General features: G+C 65.0%; 17 protein-coding genes. 13 read left to right on the top strand and 4 right to left on the bottom strand.

Annotated elements, in window-relative coordinates:
• Positions 1-77: 77 nt before the first annotated feature.
• Together fixJ and fixL are read right to left on the bottom strand one after the other, a co-directional pair.
• Positions 78-716, bottom strand: a complete 639-nt coding sequence (gene fixJ / locus KEC55_RS11210) for an oxygen response regulator transcription factor FixJ (RefSeq protein WP_006493245.1) — start codon at positions 714-716, stop codon at positions 78-80.
• Complete coding sequence (gene fixL, locus KEC55_RS11205; RefSeq protein WP_176047471.1) at positions 713-3,229, bottom strand: oxygen sensor histidine kinase FixL; 2,517 nt, start codon at positions 3,227-3,229, stop codon at positions 713-715. The genes fixJ and fixL overlap by 4 nt, the downstream gene beginning before the upstream one ends.
• Before the next feature lie 273 nt (positions 3,230-3,502).
• Here fixL and aceE point away from each other — a divergent pair, with 273 nt between their 5' ends.
• From aceE to lpdA, 3 genes are all read left to right on the top strand, one after another.
• Entirely contained in the window at positions 3,503-6,199 is a 2,697-nt protein-coding gene (aceE, locus tag KEC55_RS11200; RefSeq protein WP_282505530.1) for a pyruvate dehydrogenase (acetyl-transferring), homodimeric type, read from the top strand.
• A gap of 68 nt (positions 6,200-6,267) precedes the next feature.
• Entirely contained in the window at positions 6,268-7,911 is a 1,644-nt protein-coding gene (gene aceF / locus KEC55_RS11195) for a dihydrolipoyllysine-residue acetyltransferase (protein WP_282505529.1), read from the top strand.
• 287 nt (positions 7,912-8,198) lie between these two features.
• Positions 8,199-9,962 (top strand): dihydrolipoyl dehydrogenase, encoded by a 1,764-nt coding sequence (gene lpdA, locus KEC55_RS11190; protein WP_282505528.1) that lies wholly within the window; start codon positions 8,199-8,201, stop codon positions 9,960-9,962.
• A gap of 207 nt (positions 9,963-10,169) precedes the next feature.
• Here lpdA and KEC55_RS11185 read toward each other — a convergent pair whose 3' ends face one another.
• Positions 10,170-10,736 carry a phasin family protein gene (locus KEC55_RS11185; protein ID WP_006481973.1) on the bottom strand — a complete coding sequence of 189 codons (567 nt, stop codon included), beginning with the start codon at positions 10,734-10,736 and terminating at the stop codon, positions 10,170-10,172.
• 653 nt (positions 10,737-11,389) lie between these two features.
• On the opposite strand from KEC55_RS11185, the gene pbpG reads away from it, so the two are divergent.
• Positions 11,390-12,559, top strand: a complete 1,170-nt coding sequence (pbpG, locus tag KEC55_RS11180) for a D-alanyl-D-alanine endopeptidase (protein ID WP_282505527.1) — start codon at positions 11,390-11,392, stop codon at positions 12,557-12,559.
• Between the two features lie 91 nt (positions 12,560-12,650).
• Here pbpG and KEC55_RS11175 read toward each other — a convergent pair whose 3' ends face one another.
• The gene (locus KEC55_RS11175) at positions 12,651-13,460 is read right to left on the bottom strand and encodes an IclR family transcriptional regulator (RefSeq protein WP_282505526.1); all 810 of its coding nucleotides are present in this window, start codon (positions 13,458-13,460) and stop codon (positions 12,651-12,653) included.
• A 183-nt stretch (positions 13,461-13,643) separates the two neighbouring features.
• On the opposite strand from KEC55_RS11175, the gene KEC55_RS11170 reads away from it, so the two are divergent.
• From KEC55_RS11170 to hscB, 9 genes are all read left to right on the top strand, one after another.
• The gene (locus tag KEC55_RS11170) at positions 13,644-14,366 is read left to right on the top strand and encodes a (Fe-S)-binding protein (protein ID WP_282505525.1); all 723 of its coding nucleotides are present in this window, start codon (positions 13,644-13,646) and stop codon (positions 14,364-14,366) included.
• A gap of 33 nt (positions 14,367-14,399) precedes the next feature.
• Positions 14,400-15,812 carry a lactate utilization protein B gene (locus KEC55_RS11165; protein WP_282505524.1) on the top strand — a complete coding sequence of 471 codons (1,413 nt, stop codon included), beginning with the start codon at positions 14,400-14,402 and terminating at the stop codon, positions 15,810-15,812.
• 129 nt (positions 15,813-15,941) lie between these two features.
• Entirely contained in the window at positions 15,942-16,169 is a 228-nt protein-coding gene (locus KEC55_RS11160; RefSeq protein ID WP_043190346.1) for a hypothetical protein, read from the top strand.
• 101 nt (positions 16,170-16,270) lie between these two features.
• Positions 16,271-16,753 (top strand): low molecular weight protein-tyrosine-phosphatase, encoded by a 483-nt coding sequence (locus tag KEC55_RS11155; RefSeq protein ID WP_282505523.1) that lies wholly within the window; start codon positions 16,271-16,273, stop codon positions 16,751-16,753.
• A 114-nt stretch (positions 16,754-16,867) separates the two neighbouring features.
• Positions 16,868-17,407 (top strand): Fe-S cluster assembly transcriptional regulator IscR, encoded by a 540-nt coding sequence (gene iscR / locus KEC55_RS11150; protein ID WP_009691731.1) that lies wholly within the window; start codon positions 16,868-16,870, stop codon positions 17,405-17,407.
• A 69-nt stretch (positions 17,408-17,476) separates the two neighbouring features.
• Entirely contained in the window at positions 17,477-18,700 is a 1,224-nt protein-coding gene (locus KEC55_RS11145) for an IscS subfamily cysteine desulfurase (RefSeq protein WP_282505522.1), read from the top strand.
• A 67-nt stretch (positions 18,701-18,767) separates the two neighbouring features.
• Positions 18,768-19,175: a Fe-S cluster assembly scaffold IscU gene (iscU, locus tag KEC55_RS11140; RefSeq protein ID WP_006481982.1), complete on the top strand. Its 408-nt coding sequence runs from the start codon at positions 18,768-18,770 to the stop codon at positions 19,173-19,175.
• 65 nt (positions 19,176-19,240) lie between these two features.
• Entirely contained in the window at positions 19,241-19,564 is a 324-nt protein-coding gene (gene iscA, locus KEC55_RS11135) for an iron-sulfur cluster assembly protein IscA (protein WP_011352561.1), read from the top strand.
• A 94-nt stretch (positions 19,565-19,658) separates the two neighbouring features.
• Complete coding sequence (hscB, locus tag KEC55_RS11130) at positions 19,659-20,186, top strand: Fe-S protein assembly co-chaperone HscB (RefSeq protein ID WP_282507517.1); 528 nt, start codon at positions 19,659-19,661, stop codon at positions 20,184-20,186.
• Positions 20,187-20,220 lie beyond the last annotated feature (34 nt).

The following is a 20,220-nucleotide window of genomic DNA, read 5'->3' as shown; positions in this document are numbered from 1 at the left end:
AGTGGGCCGCGTCGCGCGGCGCGGTAGTCCGATGGTGCGGCCGGCCGGGCAGGGCTGCCCGGCGCCGCGCGCAACGCTCAGGCCTGCTTCTTCGACAGCGCGAGGCGCAGCAGGTCGGCCACCGTGTTGACGTTGAGTTTTTCCATGATGTTCGCGCGGTGCGCTTCGACCGTCTTGATGCTGATGCCGAGATCGTCGGCGATCTGCTTGTTCAGGCGGCCCGCGATGATGCGTTCGAGCACCTGCTGCTCGCGCGCGGTCAGCTTCGACAGGCGTTCGCTCGCGGCACGCTGCTCCTGGACGCTCTTGCTTTCGCTTCGGGCCTTGTCGAGCATCCGCTCGACGAGCTTGCGCAGCTCGGCTTCGTCGAACGGTTTCTCGATAAAGTCCATCGCACCCTTTTTCATCGTCGATACGGCCATCGGCACGTCGCCGTGACCCGTGACGAAGATGATCGGCAGCGCGGCATTGTCGGCGATCAGGCGTTCCTGCAGCTCGAGACCGCTCATGCCCGACATCCGCACGTCGAGGATCAGGCATGCGATCTGGCCGGCCTGTTGCGCCGGCTGGTAGGCATCGAGGAACTGCTCCGCGCTCGAAAAGCATTGCACGCGATAGCCGTTCGCCTCCAGCAGCCAGCGCAGCGAGTCCCGTACGGCCTCGTCGTCGTCAACGACAAAGACGGTTTCCTGAGTGGTGGTGACAGGGCTATTCATAGTTCTCCCGTAACGGTATGTGATGCCGATGCCTCGCGCCCCCCTTGGCCGAGATCAGCGGGTTCCCCAATGGGCAGGCTGCAGTGGAACGTCGCGCCGGAAATGCGGCCATCCGGCTCGACGTTGTTGACCACCCACAGACGCCCCCGATGCGATTCGATGATCGAACGGCAGATGTTCAGCCCCATGCCCATGCCATCGGACTTGGTGCTGTAAAACGGTTCAAACAGGCGCTCGGCGGTCGCTTCGTCGACGCCCGGACCCTGGTCGATCACGCGGATGTCGACGAAGCCCGCATCGATGTCGGCGACGACGCGGATCACGCCGTCCGCCGACGCCGGCTTCACGTCGGCCATCGCCTCGGCCGCGTTCTTCATCAGGTTCATCAACACCTGCTCGATCAGCACGGGGTCGACATAAATAATAGGCATTCTTGCGAGGATTTCCGTGACGATCCGGATCCTGCGCTTCCTGGCCTCGATTTCGGCAAGCCCGACTGCGTCGGCGACGATGTCCGCAACCCGCGCCGGCTGGCGTTTCGGCTCGCTGCGCTTCACGAATTCGCGGATCCGCTTGACGATCATCCCGGCGCGCAACGCCTGCTGCGCGGTCTTTTCCAGCGCGGGCTGCAGCGTCTCGGGCGTGCCGCGGCCGCTCTTGACGAGCGCGAGCGTGCCCGAGCAGTAGTTGTTGATCGCGGCGAGCGGCTGATTCAGTTCGTGCGCAATCGACGACGCCATTTCGCCCATCGTCATCAACCGGCTCGTGAACTGCAGCTTCTCTTCCTGCTGGTGCGCGAGTTCCTGCGCCTTCTTGCGGGTCGTGATGTCGGTCGCGATCTGCATCTGCGCGAGGTGGCCGTCGACCCACTGGATGTACTGGCGGCGCACTTCGAACCATTTCTGGATGCTCTCGACGTACACCTCCTGCGCGTCGGCCGTGCTGCTCGTCAGCGCGGCGGCCGGCAGGCCCGCGAACGCGTCGACCATGTCGATCGAGTCGGACGATGCCTGCGCGCGATCGAAGCCGCCGCCCGACAATTCGAGGTGGCCGTCCGGGCGGATGCCGAACAGGTGGCGGTAGTAGCGGTTCGCGAACAGCAGCTCGGCTTCGTCGGCGGCCAGCACCGACACCGCGGCGTCGAGGCTTTCGAGCACCGTCGTGAAGCGCTCGTGCGCGGCCGCGAGTTCCTCGCGCGCGCGCTTCGGTTCGGTGATGTCGGTCATCGACGACATCCAGCCGGTCTGGCGGCCCGAGCTGTCGATCAGCGGCGACACGTACAGGCGCGCATGGAACAGCGTGCCGTTCTTGCGCCGCACGCGGAGTTCGAAGCCCGAGCTCGGCGCCTTGCCGCGCAGCGTCATGTCGAGCTGGCGCTGCATTTCCGGGTACGCGTCGCGCGGCCAGTACGGGAACGGCGCGACCTTGCCGACGAGGTCGGTTTCGTCCCAGCCCGTCATCCGGCAGAACGCGGGGTTCACGTGCGTGATGCGGCCGTGCATGTCGAGCACGCGCATGCCGATCAGCACCGAGTTTTCCATCGCGCGGCGGAAGAACGCTTCCGCGTACAGCGCCTGCTGGGCCTCGAAGCGCTGGCGCGTGTGCTTCCACAGGCTCCAGAGGCTCCACAGCACGAAGCACGACAGGCCGGCCACGAGCCACACGAGCGTGTTGTTGGTCAGGTTCGTGAGCTGCGGAAACGCGTACACGCGCACCGTCAGTCCCTGGCCGGGCGGATCGAGCGGCAGGTCGTAGTGCGAGTCGCGCGGCAGGCGTGGGCGTGTCGACGTGGACGACAGCTCGCGGTTGTTCGAGTCGGTGATCGAGATCTTGTACTTCGACGACAGTTCCTGCGGGATGTCGTGCTTCAGGATGCCTTCGACCGAGAACACCGCGGCGATCGAGCCGAGATATTCGCGGTCGCCGCGCATCACGGGCGTCTGCAGCGTGATGAAGCCGTTGCCGAAGTCGTCGTAGATCAGCGGCGAGTAGGCCTGGCGGCGCGTGCTGCGCGCTTCGTCGTACGCGCCGCGCACGGCGTCCTGCATCTGTGCGTCGCCTGGTTTCGCGAGCCGCTGCCCGAGCAGCGGCGGATGCACGGTCGGCCAGCGCTGCACGCCGGGTGCGGTGTACCAGTTCAGGTAGAGGATTTCCGGATGCGTCTGCATCACGTCCGCGACGGCCATCTGGAACGCGTTCTGGTCGAGGCGGCCCGACGCGAGATCGCGCGACAGCGCCTGCAGTTGCTCCTGCGCGCCCGTCATCGACAGGCGGATCTGCTGCTGCGCCCACGCGACGTTACGGAAGAGGGTGTCTTCCTGCTGTTGCTGTTCGCGGCGATTGAGGCTCCACAGGATGAGGCTCATCACCACCAGGAACACCAGGATCGACAGCAGCGGCGTCAGCAAATAGGAATTGGACCACCACGGTCCGTGGTGCCAACGGGACGGCTGCGACTCCGCCGGCGGGCCCGACGGTCGCGCCGAGCGTGCGAAAAGCCGATCGGTCAACATGGCAGGATTGTAGCGCAGCGCAATACATGGAAAACCTATACCGGATATGTTGAACGGAAACGGATTTGTTCCGCCGCGGCGTGCCGGAGCGCCCCGAAACATGGGTGCAGCGCAGCAATATTTCGCATTGCGAGAAAAGATCTCACAATTCGAAAATTTTGTTGCGCAGGCCCGCGCACGCTCATTACAATCCGCTGGAGCTTGCCCGCAGCCGGCCGCGTCGCGTCGTCTGCACGAGAGCGATCCTCACATTCCAGGACCCAGGAGACGAGAATGTCCGCTGTACCGAACGAAGTGATGAAATATGTCGCCGCCGAACGTGACGACGACCCGCAAGAAACCGTCGAGTGGCTGGAGTCGCTCGATGGCGTGATCTCCTCCGTGGGCACCGGCCGCGCGCACTACCTGATCGAAAAGCAGATCGAGTTCGCCCGCATGCACGGCGAACACCTGCCGTTCTCCGCCAACACCCCGTACATCAACACGATTCCGGTCGGCGCCCAGGCAAAGATCCCGGGCGACCAGGACATCGAGCACCGCATCCGTTCGTACACGCGCTGGAACGCGCTGGCGATGGTGCTGCGTGCAGGCAAGGATACGAACGTCGGCGGCCACATCGCATCGTTCGCGTCGGCCGCGACGCTCTATGACGTCGGCTACAACCACTTCTGGCACGCAGCGTCCGACCAGCACGGCGGCGATCTCGTGTTCGTGCAGGGCCACTCGTCGCCGGGCGTGTATTCGCGCGCGTTCCTGCTCGGCCGCCTGAAGGAAGAGCAGCTCGACAACTTCCGCCAGGAAGTCGACGGCAACGGCATTTCGTCGTATCCGCACCCGTGGCTGATGCCGGATTTCTGGCAGTTCCCGACCGTGTCGATGGGTCTCGGCCCGATCATGGCGATCTACCAGGCGCGCTTCATGAAGTACCTGGAGGCGCGCGGCATCACGAAGACGGAAGGCCGCAAGGTGTGGGCATTCCTCGGCGACGGCGAGACGGATGAACCGGAATCGCTCGGCGCGATCGGGATGGCGAGCCGCGAAAAGCTCGACAACCTCGTGTTCGTGATCAACTGCAACCTGCAGCGTCTCGACGGCCCGGTGCGCGGCAACGGCAAGATCATCCAGGAACTCGAATCGGAGTTCCGCGGCGCCGGCTGGAACGTGATCAAGGTCATCTGGGGCAGCCGCTGGGATGCGCTGTTCGCACGCGACAAGTCGGGCGCGCTGATGCGCCGGATGATGGAAGTCGTCGACGGCGAATACCAGACGTACAAGTCGGAGTCGGGCGCGTTCGTGCGCGAGCACTTCTTCAATACGCCTGAACTGAAGGCGCTCGTCGCCGACTGGTCGGACGACGACATCTGGGCGCTGAACCGCGGCGGCCACGATCCGCACAAGATCTACGCAGCGTTCCACGAAGCCAGCAACACGAAGGGCGCGCCGACCGTCATCCTCGCGAAGACCATCAAGGGCTACGGGATGGGCGAGTCGGGTCAGGCGATGAACATCACGCACCAGCAGAAGAAGCTGCCGGTCGAGCAACTGAAGAAGTTCCGCGACCAGTTCCGCCTGCCGATCACCGACGAACAGATCGCCGACGTGCCGTACCTGAAGTTCGAGGAAGGCTCGAAGGAACTCGAATACATGCGCAAGCAGCGCATGGACCTCGGCGGCTACCTGCCGCACCGCCGCGAGAAGGCGACGTCGCTGCCGGTGCCGGCGCTCGATGCATTCGAGCCGCTGCTGAAGGGCACGGGCGAAGGCCGCGAGATCTCGACGACGATGGCGTTCGTGCGGATCCTGAACATCCTGCTGAAGGACAAGGCGCTCGGCAAGCGCGTCGTGCCGATCGTCCCGGACGAATCGCGCACGTTCGGCATGGAAGGCCTGTTCCGCCAGATCGGTATCTGGAACCAGCAGGGCCAGAAGTATGTGCCGGAAGATTCCGACCAGCTGATGTTCTACAAGGAATCGGAAACCGGCCAGATCCTGCAGGAAGGCATCAACGAAGCGGGCGGCATGTGCGACTGGATCGCGGCGGCGACGTCGTACTCGACGCACGGCGAGATCATGGTGCCGTTCTACATCTTCTATTCGATGTTCGGCTTCCAGCGGATCGGCGACCTCGCATGGGCCGCAGGCGACATGCGTTCGCGCGGCTTCCTGCTCGGCGGTACCGCGGGCCGCACGACGCTGAACGGCGAAGGCCTGCAGCACGAAGACGGCCACTCGCTCCTGTGGGCGGCATCGGTACCGAACTGCGTGAGCTACGACCCGACGTTCGGTTATGAACTCGCCGTGATCATCCAGGACGGCCTGCGCCGCATGGTGCAGGACCAGGAAGACGTGTACTACTACATCACGGTGATGAACGAGAACTACGAGCACCCGGCGATTCCGCAGGGCGAGCACGTGGCGGCCGACATCATCAAGGGCATGTACGCGTTCAAGAAGGCCGACGCCGACAAGAAGGCGCCGCGCGTCCAGCTGCTCGGCGCGGGCACGATCTTCAACGAAGTGATCGCCGCGGCCGACCTGCTGAAGAACGACTGGGGCGTCGCTGCCGACCTGTGGAGCGTGCCGAGCTTCACCGAGCTCGCGCGTGAAGGCCACCAGGTCGAACGCTGGAACCTGCTCCATCCGACCGAAGAGCGTCGCCTGTCGCACGTGCAGAAGTGCCTGAAGGACACGCAGGGCCCGGTCATCGCATCGACGGACTACGTCCGTGCGCTGGTCGACCAGGTCCGCGGCCAGATCGATCGCCGCTTCGTCGTGCTGGGCACCGACGGCTTCGGCCGTTCGGACACCCGCGAGAAGCTGCGTCACTTCTTCGAAGTCGACCGTCACTGGGTCACCGTCGCAGCGCTCAACGCGCTGGCCGACGAGGGCACGATCGAGCGCAAGGTGGTCGCGGACGCGATTGCCAAGTACAACCTCGATCCGTCCAAGCCCAACCCGATGACCGTTTAACGCACACGCCGTGTGATGCCGCGCGTCGCTCCCGCGAGGAGCGCGCGCGGCCATGGAGACAGAAACAGATGAGTCAAGCGATCGAAGTGAAGGTGCCGGATATCGGCGATTACAAGGACGTGCCGGTGATCGAGATCGGCGTGAAAGTCGGCGATACGGTCGAGCCCGAGCAGTCGCTCGTCACGCTCGAGTCCGACAAGGCGACGATGGACGTCCCGAGCCCGGTAGGCGGCGTCGTGAAGGAAATCAAGGTCAAGGTGGGCGATTCCGTGTCGGAAGGCTCGCTGATCATCCTGCTCGAAGGCGGCGCCGCGGCGCAGGCCAATGGCGCGGCTGCGCCGGCCGCAGCACCGGCTCCGGCGGCGGCGCCTGCGCCGGCCGCGGCGGCACCGGCTGCCGCCCCGGCAGCGGCCGGCGGCACGCTCGAAGTGAAGGTGCCCGACATCGGCGACTACAAGGACGTTCCGGTCATCGAGATCGGCGTGAAGGTCGGCGACACGGTCGAGAAGGAACAGTCGCTCGTCACGCTCGAGTCGGACAAGGCGACGATGGACGTGCCGAGCCCGGCCGCCGGCGTCGTGAAGGACATCAAGGTCAAGGTGGGCGATTCGGTATCGGAAGGCACGCTGATCGTGCTGCTCGAAGCCGCAGGCGCACCGGCCGCCGCCGCGCAGGCGAGCGCACCGGCTCCGGCCGCCGCCGCGCCGGCGCCGGCTGCCGCACCGGCGCCCGCGAAGGCTGCGCCGGCACCGGCCGCCGCCGCACCGGCCGCCGCGCCGTCGGGTGAATACCGCGCCAGCCACGCGTCGCCGTCGGTGCGCAAGTTCGCGCGCGAACTCGGCGTCGAAGTCGCACGCGTGCAGGGCTCGGGTCCGAAGGGCCGCATTACGAAGGAAGACGTCACGGGCTTCGTGAAGGGCGTGATGACGGGCCAGCGCGCGGCACCGGGCGCGGCAGCCGCGCCGGCAGGCGGCGGCGAGCTGAACCTGCTGCCGTGGCCGAAGGTCGACTTCTCGAAGTTCGGCCCGTTCGAGGCGAAGCCGCTGTCGCGCATCAAGAAGATCTCGGGCGCGAACCTGCATCGCAACTGGGTGATGATCCCGCACGTCACGAACAACGACGAAGCGGACATCACCGAGCTCGAAGCGCTGCGCGTGCAGCTGAACAAGGAGCACGAAAAGGCGGGCGTGAAGTTCACGATGCTCGCGTTCGTGATCAAGGCAGTCGTCGCCGCGCTGAAGAAATTCCCGACCTTCAACGCGAGCCTCGACGGCGACAACCTGGTGTTCAAGCAGTACTACCACGTCGGTTTTGCCGCGGACACGCCGAACGGCCTCGTCGTGCCGGTGATCCGCGACGCGGACAAGAAGGGGCTCGTCGATATCGCGAAGGAAATGGCCGAGCTGTCGAAGGCCGCGCGCGACGGCAAGCTGAAGCCGGACCAGATGCAAGGCGGTTGCTTCTCGATCTCGTCGCTCGGCGGGATCGGCGGCACGAACTTCACGCCGATCATCAACGCGCCGGAAGTGGCAATCCTCGGGTTGTCGCGCGGCCAGATGAAGCCGGTGTGGGACGGCAAGCAGTTCGTGCCGCGTCTGACGCTGCCGCTGTCGCTGTCGTATGACCATCGCGTGATCGATGGCGCGGAAGCCGCGCGGTTCAATGCGTATCTCGGCGCGTTGCTCGCGGATTTCCGTCGCATCATTCTTTGATGAGCGTGGGAGTGGCTCGCGGGGGCGTGGGTTTTGTGTCGGTCATCCACGCCTCTTCGTTGAACCTGTTTCGCTAACGGTCTACTAGCGTCGCCCCTGCGCGGGGCGGCGGTCACTTTTCTTTGTCTTCCAAAGAAAAGTAACCAAAAGAAAGGCGCGTCCTTGGGCGGACGGCAAAGGTGGTGCTGCCCAACGTCGCGTTCTCTTGTCAGGCCGTAGTCGCGGTAATGGGTTCTTCCGCGGGTTTCTCCCCCCTCTGTCTGCAGCTAATCAAGAAGGGGACAGTAATGAGTCTCATCGAAGTCAAGGTTCCGGATATCGGCGATTTCAGCGGCGTCGATGTCATCGAAGTCAACGTGAAACCCGGCGACGTGATCGAAAAAGAGCAAACGCTCATCACGCTCGAATCCGATAAAGCCTCCATGGAAGTGCCCAGCGACGTCGCCGGCACCGTCAAGGAAATCAAGGTCAAGGCTGGCGAGAAAGTCTCGCAAGGCACCGTCATCGCCATCGTCGAAGCGTCGGCTGGCGCAGCCGCGCCCGCGAAAGCACCCGAGGCAGCGAAGCCCGCAGCCGCCGCGCCGGCACCGGCCGCCGCTCCGGCGCCCGCGCCGCAAGCCGGCAGCTACGCAGGCGCCGCCGACATCGAGTGCGACATGCTCGTGCTCGGCGCCGGCCCCGGCGGCTACTCGGCCGCGTTCCGCGCCGCCGACCTCGGCATGAAGACCGTGCTCGTCGAGCGCTACTCGACGCTCGGCGGCGTGTGCCTGAACGTCGGCTGCATCCCGTCGAAAGCGCTGCTGCATACGTCGCTCGTCGTCGAAGAAGCCGCGGCGCTCGCGTCGCACGGCATCACGTTCGGCAAGCCGGAAGTCGATCTCGACAAGCTGCGCGACTTCAAGGGCGGCGTCGTCAAGAAGCTGACGACGGGCCTCGCCGGCATGGCCAAGGCGCGCAAGGTCGAAGTGGTCACCGGCGTCGGCGCATTCGTCGATCCGTTCCACATGGAAGTGCAGGGCGAAAACGGCAAGAAGGTCGTCAAGTTCAAGCAGGCGATCATCGCTGCCGGCTCGCAAGCCGTGAAGCTGCCGTTCATGCCGGAAGACCCGCGCGTCGTCGATTCGACGGGCGCACTCGAACTGCGCCAACTGCCGAAGCGCATGCTCGTGATCGGCGGCGGCATCATCGGCCTCGAAATGGCCACGGTGTACTCGACGCTCGGCGCCGAGATCGACGTCGTCGAAATGATGGACGGCCTGATGATGGGCGCGGACCGCGATCTCGTGAAGGTCTGGGAAAAGTACAACGCGAAGCGCTTCGGCAACGTGATGCTGAAGACCAAGACGGTCGGCGCGGAAGCGAAGGAAGACGGCATCTACGTGAAGTTCGAGGGCGAGAAGGCGCCGGCGGAAGCGCAGCGCTACGACCTCGTGCTCGTCGCGGTGGGCCGCAGCCCGAACGGCAAGAAGATCGGTGCCGACAAGGCTGGCGTCGCGGTCACGGATCGCGGCTTCATCGACGTCGACAAGCAGATGCGCACGAACGTCCCGCACATCTTCGCGATCGGCGACGTCGTCGGCCAGCCGATGCTCGCGCACAAGGCCGTGCATGAAGGCCACGTCGCAGCGGAAGCCGCGCACGGCGAAAAGGCGTACTTCGACGCGCTGCAGATCCCGTCGGTGGCGTACACCGATCCGGAAGTGGCGTGGGCCGGCAAGACGGAAGACCAGTGCAAGGCCGAAGGCATCAAGTACGGCAAGGCCGTGTTCCCGTGGGCCGCATCGGGCCGCGCGATTGCGAACGGCCGCGACGAAGGCTTCACGAAGCTGATTTTCGACGAGGAAACCCATCGCGTGATCGGTGGCGCAATCGTCGGCCTGAACGCAGGCGACCTGATCAGCGAAGTGTGCCTCGCGGTCGAGATGGGCGCGGACGCGGAAGACATCGGCAAGACGATCCATCCGCACCCGACGCTCGGCGAATCGGTCGGCATGGCCGCCGAACTGTACGAAGGCGTCTGCACGGACCTGCCGCCGCAACGCAAGAAGTAACGCGACCGGCACGGCCGGCCACGCGCCGGCCACGAAAGAACGCCGCCGCCCGGGCAATCCGGGCGGCGGCGTTTTCTTTTGTCTGCGGCCGATGCTGCGATCAGAACGCTTGATCGAACGAGGCGAGCGGCGGCCCGTTCGCGCAAATTCCGGCGCCGGAAACGAAAAAGCCGCGCTGGGCGCGGCTCTTTCAGGAGCAGGGGACGCTTACGCGGCCGGCTTGCTCGAACGACGTGCAGCAGCGGCGGTTGCAGCCTTCGTTGCGACGGCAGCAGCAGCGTTGAAGTTCGTTTCAGCGATTTCGACGGCTTGCTTCGTGGCCTTCTGAACCGTTTCGTACGTCGTGTTCGCAGCGTTCAGTGCCGACTTCAGTGCGGCGACAGCCGTTTCCGAACCGGCCGGGGCGTTCTTCGCGACGTTGTCGACGAGTGCCTGGACCTTCTTGTTCTGCTCTTCGAATTGCGCTTCGGCAACCTTCGCGAACTCGGCTTGCGTCGACGATGCGATTTCGTACAGGTGACGGCCGTACGACAGCACCTTTTCAGCGACCGGCTGCGACAGGCTGGCTTGCAGTGCGATCAGTTCCTGAGCGTCCTTCACCGACAGCAGGCGCTGTGCGTTTTCCTGGCCTTCGGCCAGCGTCGACTTCACGACTTGCAGGTTGAGTTCGATCAGCTTTTCGACGCCTTCGAATGCCTTGGTCGTCAGACCGAACAGGCTTTCGAGGTTGGCTTTCTGTGCAGCGGCGATTTGCTCGGGGGTCAGCAAGGACATGTCCAGCTCCTGAAAAGCGATCGCGTCGATCGCAGGGTAAAGGGCACTACGACGGGGAACCTCGGATGCGCGTGCTTTGTGCAACGCAGCAATGAGGCGTATTTTAGGGCAGAGAAAACGGATGTCAAGTATTTTTTGTGCGTTGCACAATCGCGACAAATTATCGATAAAACAACGAGTTATCGTGGCCGTCCGGAATCGGTTTCATGCGCGATCCCAGATGGTGCGCACGAGTGCGGGGCAAGCGTGGCGCACCATGATCATGCACAGGTAAACCTGACAGGCCCATGGAACGTTATCCTTCTGTTCCTGTCGAAAAACGCGCCGTTTCGATGCGCGTGCCGTGGCGACGTGCCGCCGCCACGGTCGAGACCGGCGCCCTTGGCACGCCGAGCACCGGATACGTAGTTTCCCCGCTTTAAATCGCCTCCAAAGTGACGTTATCTCAATTAACCGTGTGGTAATCGGGAGACGGGCGCTGTCGGGCAGTGCACCCATGAGTTTTTTCGATGGGGGCGGGAGGGTCAATTGGTCTGAGGTTGACCGACCCTTACATTCCGGTTTAACGACGATCGGTAAGTGCCTAATATTGCTCTTTTTTTCAGCTTTAACTACACTTGCGGAAACCTCCCGCCCGCTTTGTCCAGACCCCAATGAAAGCCGAATCGTTCTCACCGCGCAGATTGTTGCAGAGCATGACGCTCGGCACGGCTGTGTCGGTCGCAGTCGCCTTGCTGGCGACCACCGCGTCCGTCGCGCCTGCCGACGCCTTTGCCGCTACCGCGAAGACCCAACAAGCCGCCAAGAAAAAGGCCGTCGCTCCTGCTTCGTCAGCGAAGAAGAAGTCGGCCAAGGCGACGTCCGATAAATCCGCCAAGGTCGCTGCGGCCGATGCGCCGCGCGCGAAGGCGTCGCGAAAGCGCGTGACGCTCGCGGCGAACAACCTGCATGGCGGCCATCGTGGCGCGGTCCGCAAGGTCGCGTTCCAGCCGCGCCGGCCGACGGTCGGCCAGGCGTTCGGCCTGCACGACACGCCCGACGCGCTCGCGCTGCGCTCGAGCGTCGCGTACGTCGTCGACCAGAATTCCGGCGAGCCGCTGTTCGACAAGAATTCGCACGCCGTCGTGCCGATCGCGTCGATCTCGAAGCTGATGACGGCGATGGTCGTGCTCGACGCGAAGGCGCCGATGACCGACCAGATCGAAGTCACCGACGAAGACCGCGACTACGAGAAGGGCACGGGCTCGCGCCTGTCGGTCGGCTCGGTGCTGTCGCGCGAGGACATGCTGCACATCGCGCTGATGGCGTCGGAAAACCGCGCGGCTGCCGCGCTGTCGCGTTACTACCCGGGCGGTCGTCCGGCGTTCATCGCCGCGATGAACGCGAAGGCGAAGACGCTCGGCATGGCCGATACGCACTTCGAGAATTCGACCGGCCTGTCGAGCTCGAACGTGTCGAGTGCGCGTGACCTCGTGAAGATGGTCAATGCCGCGTATCAGTACCCGATGATCCGCCAGTTCTCGACCGATCGCAGCTACGAGGTGTACACGGGCAAGCGCAATCTCGCGTACAACAGCACGAACGCGCTGATCCGCGGCAACGGCTCGTGGGACATCGGCCTGCAGAAGACGGGCTTCATCAACGAAGCAGGCGAATGCCTCGTGATGCAGGCGACGATCCATGGCCGGCCGATGGTGATGGTGCTGCTCGACTCGTTCGGCAAGTACTCGCGCTTCGCCGACGCATCGCGCCTGCGCAACTGGCTCGACGCCGGTGGCGGCGAGCGCCTGACGGCAGCCAACACGCCGAACGGCGGGACCTGATCGCGCCGCAGGCTGCAACAAGAAAGCCCCGCAATTGCGGGGCTTTTTTTCGTCCGGCGGCACAACCGGCACCGAGGCCGGCGAGGACGGCTTACGCCTGCCGTTGCAGCCCGTCCATGTCCTTCGAGGGCGCCGGCCGGTAGCCGAGCGATTCCGAGATGGTGAGCGCCGTGCGGCTCAACTGGCCGAGCCATGCGTCCTGCAGGCGGTCGGCCGGCGCCGACAGCGACAGGCCCGCGACGAGCTTGCCCGAATCGTCGTAGATGCCGGCCGCGATACAGCGCACGCCGAGCTCCAGTTCCTCGTTGTCGCGTGCGCACGATTGCTGGCGGACGATCGTCAGCTCGCGCTCGAGCTTCGCGATGTCGGTGATGCTGTTCTGCGTATGGCCGGACAGCCCCGTGCGCGTCGCATAGGCGCGCACCCGCGACGTTTCGTCGGCCGCGAGGAACAGCTTGCCGACCGAGGTGAGGTGCAGCGGCGCACGGCCACCGATCGCGCGGACGACCTGCATCCCCGATCGCTCGGAATACGCACGCTCGATGTAGACGATCTCGTCGCCCTGGCGCACCGACAGGTTCACGGTCTGCCCGGTGAGGCGGTGCAGCTCGCGCATCGGCATCAGCGCCGCGTCGCGCACCGACAGGCGCGCCTTCACGAGGTTGCCGAGTTCCAGCAGCCGCATGCCGAGGCGGTAGGTGCCGGGATCGGAGCGATCGACGAGGCGGCAGGTCACCATGTCGTTGAGGATGCGGTGCGCGGTCGACGGGTGCAGCTCCGTGCGCTGCGCCAGTTCCTTCAGGCTGACAGGATCACTGTGCGCGGCGAGCGCGTCCAGCAGCCGCATCATGCGTTCGATCACCTGGATCGACGTTTTTGAATCCGGGGTGGGTTGGCTCATGTCGGGGGAGAAATCGGTTGACGCGTCAAGCGGTGTTGCAACGATTGTATCTCGTATTGTGAAAAAAGCGAACGCCGTTCGAGGAAGTCCTCGTTTCGCGCGCGGCGGGCTTGCCTGCGAGCCGGCGTTGGTCTTGCCGGCCAAACGGCGGATAATGAGAGCCGTTTTCTCGAAGGAGCACGTATGCGAGTCGGTTTGTTCGTGACCTGCCTGGTCGATCTGATGCGCCCCGAAATCGGTTTCTCGGCGCTCAAGCTGATTCGCGACGCCGGCTACGAGGTGATCGTGCCGCCCGCGCAGACCTGCTGCGGCCAGCCGGCCTACAACTCGGGCGACCGTGCGCTGGCGCGCGATCTCGCCGAAAAGACGCTGCGCGAGTTCGAGCAGTTCGATTACGTCGTCGCGCCGTCGGGTTCGTGTGGCGGGATGATCCGCGCGCACTACGGCGACCTGTTCCGCGACGACCCCGAACTGATGGGGCGCTACACGCGGTTCCAGCAGAAAGTCTACGAACTGACCGATTTCCTCGCGAACGTCGCGAAGGTGTCGCTCGCGCCGGGCGAATTCACCGGGCCCGTCACCTATCACGACTCGTGCTCGGGCCTGCGCGAACTCGGCGTGAAGGCGCAGCCGCGCGCGCTGCTCGCGCAGCGCGGCGTCGCGGTCACCGAAATGAAGGACTGCGAGCACTGCTGCGGCTTCGGCGGCACGTTCGCGATCAAGTACGGTGACATCTCGGCGGCCATCGCGGACGAGAAATGCGCGAACGTGCGCGCATCGGGCACGGGCGCCGTCGTGCTCGGCGATCTCGGCTGCATGCTGAACATCGAAGGGCGGTTGCGCCGCACCGGCGACCGCGACACGCGCGTGCTGCACGTCGCGCAGGTGCTGGCGGGCGACGTCTGACGCCCGGTTCCGCTCACTTTTCCCGATACCGCGATGCAAGTCCAATCGATGCATTTCAAGGCGCGCGCCGGCCAGAAGCTGGCCGACCAGCGCCTGCAGCAGAACTTGAAGAAGCTGTCGACGAAGTTCGTGTCCGCGCGCGCCGACGCGATGACCGCGATCGACTTCCCGGCCACGCGCGCCGCGCTCAAGGCGCGCCGCAACCGCGCGCTGGAGAACCTCGACGTGTGGCTCGAAGCGTTCGAGCGCGAGGCGACGCGGCGCGGCACGACGGTGCTGTTCGCCGAAACGACCGCGGATGCCGCGCGGCTCGTCGCCGACATCGCGCGCCGGCACGACGTGAAGAAGGTCATCAAGACCAAGTCGATGGTGTCCGAGGAGATGCGCCTGAACGCGGTGCTCGCGGAGATGGGCGTGCAGTCGATCGAGACGGACCTCGGCGAATACATCCTGCAGATCAACGACAACGAGCCGCCGAGCCACATCATTGCGCCCGTCGTGCACAAGGACAAGGACGAGATCGCCGACCTGTTCGCGCGCACGCACCACCGCGAGCGCCTCACCGAGATTCCGGACATGACGCGCGAGGCGCGCGAGGTGCTGCGCCCGCATTTCATGTCGGCCGACATGGGCGTCACGGGCGGCAACTTCGTGATCGCCGAGACGGGCTCGGTCGCGATCGTGACGAACGAAGGGAACGAGGGCATGTGCACGGTGATGCCGCGCGTGCACGTCGCGGTGACGGGCATTGAGAAGGTGTTGCCGACGCTCGAGGACCTCGCGACCGCGATGCGCCTGCTGCCGCGTTCGGCGACCGGGCAGAAGACGTCGAACTATTTTTCGCTGCTGACCGGGCCGCGCGGGCCGGGCGACGAGGACGGCCCCGAGCACAACTACGTGGTGCTGGTCGACGGCGGCCGCACGGGCCTGATCGGCGGCGAATTCCAGGAGATGCTGCGCTGCATCCGCTGCGGCGCGTGCATGAACCACTGCCCGGTGTATCAGAAGGTTGGCGGCCACGCGTACGGCTGGGTCTATCCGGGGCCGATGGGGTCGGTGCTGACGCCGAGCTACGTCGGGCTCGATCGCACGCTCGACCTGCCGCAGGCCGCGACGCTATGCGGCGAATGCGACAGTGTGTGCCCGGCCGGCATTCCGTTGTCGCACCTGCTGCGCACGCTGCGCGAGAAGCAGGTCGAGCGGCACCTGCGGCCGTGGCGCGAGCGGGCGGCGCTCGCCGCATGGGGCTTCTTCGCGCGGCGGCCGATGCTGTACGCGCTGACGACCAAGCTCGCCGTGCGCGTCCTCGAGCGGCTGGGCGGCAACGGCGGCATGCTGCGGCGCCTGCCGATGATGGGCGGCTGGATGGATACGCGCGACATGCCGACACCCACCGGGCGCACGTTCCGCGAACTGTACGCGGCGTCCCAAAGCCACCTCGGCTGACGACTGTTCATCCGGCGGCAACAGTGCGTTCGCTATTTGCATATTTATCTCGATAGATGCGGTCTATAGAATCCTGTCTGTAGTCCCCGGAATTGGGTTTCGGGGTACGAGGTCAAGGAGGTCCGCATCATGAGAAAGACAATATCGATGTACTGGCCGCTGGCAATCGTCGTCCCGCTGGCAGCGGCAGCCTATCTGCATGCGATGGCCGATGCGCCGTCGCGTGGCCCGCTGGCGGTGCACCAGGCGTCTGCCGAACTGGCGCGCGCGGTGTCGTTCGGGCTGGTCGGCGACGCGGCGAAGCCGCTGCCGGCAGCATCCGGCGACGTCGTGCTCGCCGCACCGAAGGCGCTGTAATGCATGGCGCCGTCGCTTTGCGCGGCGGCGCGATTTCGGCTGTCTTTGTATAATGGCGTGCTCTTCTCCCACGCGGTCCGCCGCAACGTTCCGATAGTGCGATGACCCGCGTTGCGATCTGTTTCGTCTGTCTCGGCAACATCTGCCGTTCGCCCACCGCGGAAGGCGTGATGCGTCACCAGGTCGACGCGGCCGCGCTGGCCGACCGGATCGCGATCGATTCGGCCGGCACCGGCGACTGGCATGTGGGCGAGCCGCCCGATACGCGGGCTCAGGCAGCCGCCCGCAGCCGCGGCTACGACCTGTCGGCGCTGCGTGCGCGGCAGGTAGGCGCGGCGGATTTCGAGCGCTTCGACCTGCTGCTCGCGATGGACGAAGCGAATCTCGCGGAATTGCAACGGCGTTGCCCGCCGCAGCATCGCGACAAGGTGCGCCTGCTGATGGAGTTCGCGCCGGGCTCGACTGAAACCGAAGTGGCCGATCCGTATTTCGGCGGCGCGCAGGGGTTCGAACAGGTACTCGATCAGGTCGAACGCGCGTGCGCGGGCCTGCTGGAGACGCTTCGGGCCCGTACGGCGGGCTGATCGCGCGGTATTCAGCGATCTGCGAATACCCTTTCAAAGACATGGATACTTGACTAAAAACGTCAAATATTTATACTTGACCAAAATCGTCAAGATTGCAGTCCCCTAGACACCATGAGACTCACCACCAAAGGCCGTTTCGCCGTCACGGCGATGATTGACTTGGCACTGCGCCAGGAGCAGGGCCCGGTGACGCTTGCAGGCATCAGCCAGCGCCAGCGGATTTCGCTCTCGTATCTCGAACAGCTGTTCGGCAAGCTGCGCAGGCATGAAATCGTCGAATCCGTGCGCGGCCCGGGCGGCGGCTACAACCTCGCGCGTCGCGCGCAGGACGTCACCGTTGCCGACATCATCATCGCGGTCGATGAGCCGCTCGACGCCACGCAGTGCGGCGGCAAAGGCACGTGCGACGGCTCGAAGCAGCCCGACGGCCATTGCATGACGCATGAGCTGTGGTCGACCCTGAACCAGAAGATGGTCGAATACCTCGATTCCGTGTCGCTGCAGGATCTCGTCGATCAGCAGCGTGCACGTGAGGGCGCCCCTGCGGTGCTGCGCGATCGCCGCACACCGGAGCCCGTCGCCGCACCGGCCGAGCCCGTGCGCACGATGCCGCTCGGCCCCAATTCGGTGTTCAACATCGCGAGTTCGTGAGCGCGAAGGCGCCCGCCATACCCCATAACGCACATAGTTAGTCCCTGCACAGAATACCCGGAGCGACAGATGACCCAAGAGACTCTCCACCTGCCCATCTACATGGATTACAGCGCGACGACGCCCGTCGATCCGCGCGTGGTCGACAAGATGGTGCCGTACCTGCGCGAGCAGTTCGGCAACCCGGCGTCGCGCAGCCACGCTTACGGCTGGGACGCGGAGCGTGCAGTCGAGGAAGCGCGCGAACAGGTGGCCGCACTCGTGAACGCCGATCCGCGCGAGATCATCTGGACGTCCGGCGCCACGGAATCGGACAACCTTGCGATCAAGGGTGCCGCGAACTTCTACAAGGGCAAGGGCAAGCACATCATCACGGTGAAGACCGAGCACAAGGCCGTGCTCGATACCTGCCGCGAGCTCGAGCGCGACGGTTTCGAAGTCACCTACCTCGACGTGAAGGATGACGGCCTGATCGACCTCGACGTGTTCAAGGCCGCGCTGCGCCCGGACACGATCCTCGTGTCGGTGATGCACGTGAACAACGAGATCGGCGTGATCCAGGACATCGAGACGATCGGTGAGATCTGCCGCGAGAAGGGCATCGTGTTCCACGTCGACGCCGCCCAGTCGACCGGCAAGGTCGCGATCGACCTCGCGAAGCTGAAGGTCGACCTGATGTCGTTCTCGGCGCACAAGACCTACGGCCCCAAGGGCATCGGCGCGCTGTACGTGCGCCGCAAGCCGCGCGTGCGCATCGAAGCACAGATGCACGGCGGTGGCCACGAGCGCGGCATGCGTTCGGGCACGCTGCCGACGCACCAGATCGTCGGCATGGGCGAAGCGTTCCGCATCGCCCGCGAAGAAATGGCGACCGAGAACGAGCGCGTCCGCATGCTGCGCGACAAGCTGCTGCGCGGCCTGTCGCAGATCGAGGAAACCTACGTGAACGGCGACATGGAACGTCGTGTCCCGCACAACCTGAACATCAGCTTCAACTTCGTCGAAGGCGAGTCGCTGATCATGGCGATCAAGGACGTCGCGGTGTCGTCGGGCTCCGCGTGCACGTCGGCGTCGCTGGAGCCGTCGTACGTGCTGCGTGCGCTCGGCCGCAACGACGAACTCGCGCACAGCTCGATCCGCTTCACGGTCGGCCGCTTCACGACGGAGCAGGAAGTCGACTTCGTGATCAACCTGCTGAACAGCAAGATCGCGAAGCTGCGCGAACTGTCGCCGCTTTGGGAAATGCACCAGGATGGCATCGATCTGTCGACGATCGAATGGGCCGCACACTAATACCGCATTGAATGCACCCGCGGGCGGATTGACGCACGCAGACGTAACGAGTCAAGGAGTCTGAGTCATGTCTTACAGCAACAAGGTTCTGGATCACTACGAAAACCCGCGCAACGTCGGTTCGTTCGCGAAGGACGACGACACGGTCGGCACGGGCATGGTCGGCGCGCCGGCTTGCGGCGACGTGATGAAGCTGCAGATCCGCGTCGGCGCGGACGGCGTGATCGAAGACGCGAAGTTCAAGACGTACGGTTGCGGTTCGGCGATCGCGTCGAGCTCGCTCGTCACCGAGTGGGTGAAGGGCAAGACGCTCGACGAAGCACTGTCGATCAAGAACACGCAGATCGCCGAAGAGCTCGCGCTGCCGCCCGTGAAGATTCACTGCTCGATCCTCGCGGAAGACGCGATCAAGGCAGCCGTGGCCGACTACAAGAAGCGCCACGACACCAAGGAAGGCGATCAGGCAGCAGCCTGAGCGGCATCGAGCGGCTAGAGAAGGAAACGCGGCGGGCCCCGGTGGCACGCCGCAGCAAGGACATCATGGCAATTTCACTGACCGAAAAAGCAGCACAGCACGTCCAGAAATACCTCGTCCGTCGCGGCAAGGGTGTGGGCCTGCGGCTTGGCGTTCGCACGACCGGGTGCTCGGGGCTCGCGTACAAGCTCGAGTATGTCGACGAGCTGGCTCCCGAGGATCAGGTGTTTGAGAGCCATGGCGTGAAGGTGATCGTCGATCCGAAGAGTCTCGCGTACATCGACGGCACCGAGCTCGACTTCGCCCGCGAAGGCCTGAACGAAGGGTTCAAGTTCAACAACCCGAACGTGAAGGACGAGTGCGGCTGCGGCGAATCGTTCCGCGTGTGACGCGGATCTCCGCGCGATGCGGGCAAGAGGCGGCACGGGCCGCCTTTTTAATGTGCGGCGTTTGCCGCGCGACGAACCGGAATTGAACGCGACGATGGTCTCGCTGAAAGACAGCCACTTCGACCTGTTTCACCTGCCGGCGCAATTCGCGCTCGACGAAACGGCGCTCGACACCGCCTACCGGACGGTGCAGACGCAGGTGCATCCGGACCGCTTCGCGGCGGCCGGCGATGCACAGAAGCGCATCGCGATGCAATGGGCGACCCGCGCGAACGAGGCGTACCGCACGCTGCGCGATCCGCTGAAGCGCGCGTCCTATCTGCTGTCGCTGCGCGGCGTGGACATCGGCGCGGAAAACAACACGGCGATGGAGCCGGCGTTCCTGATGCAGCAGATGGAGTGGCGCGAGGGCATCGAGGATGCCGCGGCCGCCCGCAACGTCGATGCGCTCGACTGGTTGCTCGCCGAGTTGCGCGACGAGAAGCGCGTGCGTGTCGAGCGCCTCGGCACGCTGCTCGACAGCGGCGCCGACCAGGCCGCCGCGGAAGCCGTGCGCCAGCTGATGTTCATCGAACGCGTCGCGTCGGAAGTGGGCGCGCAGATCGAGCGCCTCGAAACTTAACCGCGTGCCTCGCGGCACGCGCAGCAAACGGGCC

The organism is Burkholderia cepacia, from assembly GCF_029962485.1.
GTDB lineage: Bacteria > Pseudomonadota > Gammaproteobacteria > Burkholderiales > Burkholderiaceae > Burkholderia.
This window is presented reverse-complemented; position numbering and strand designations above follow the sequence as displayed.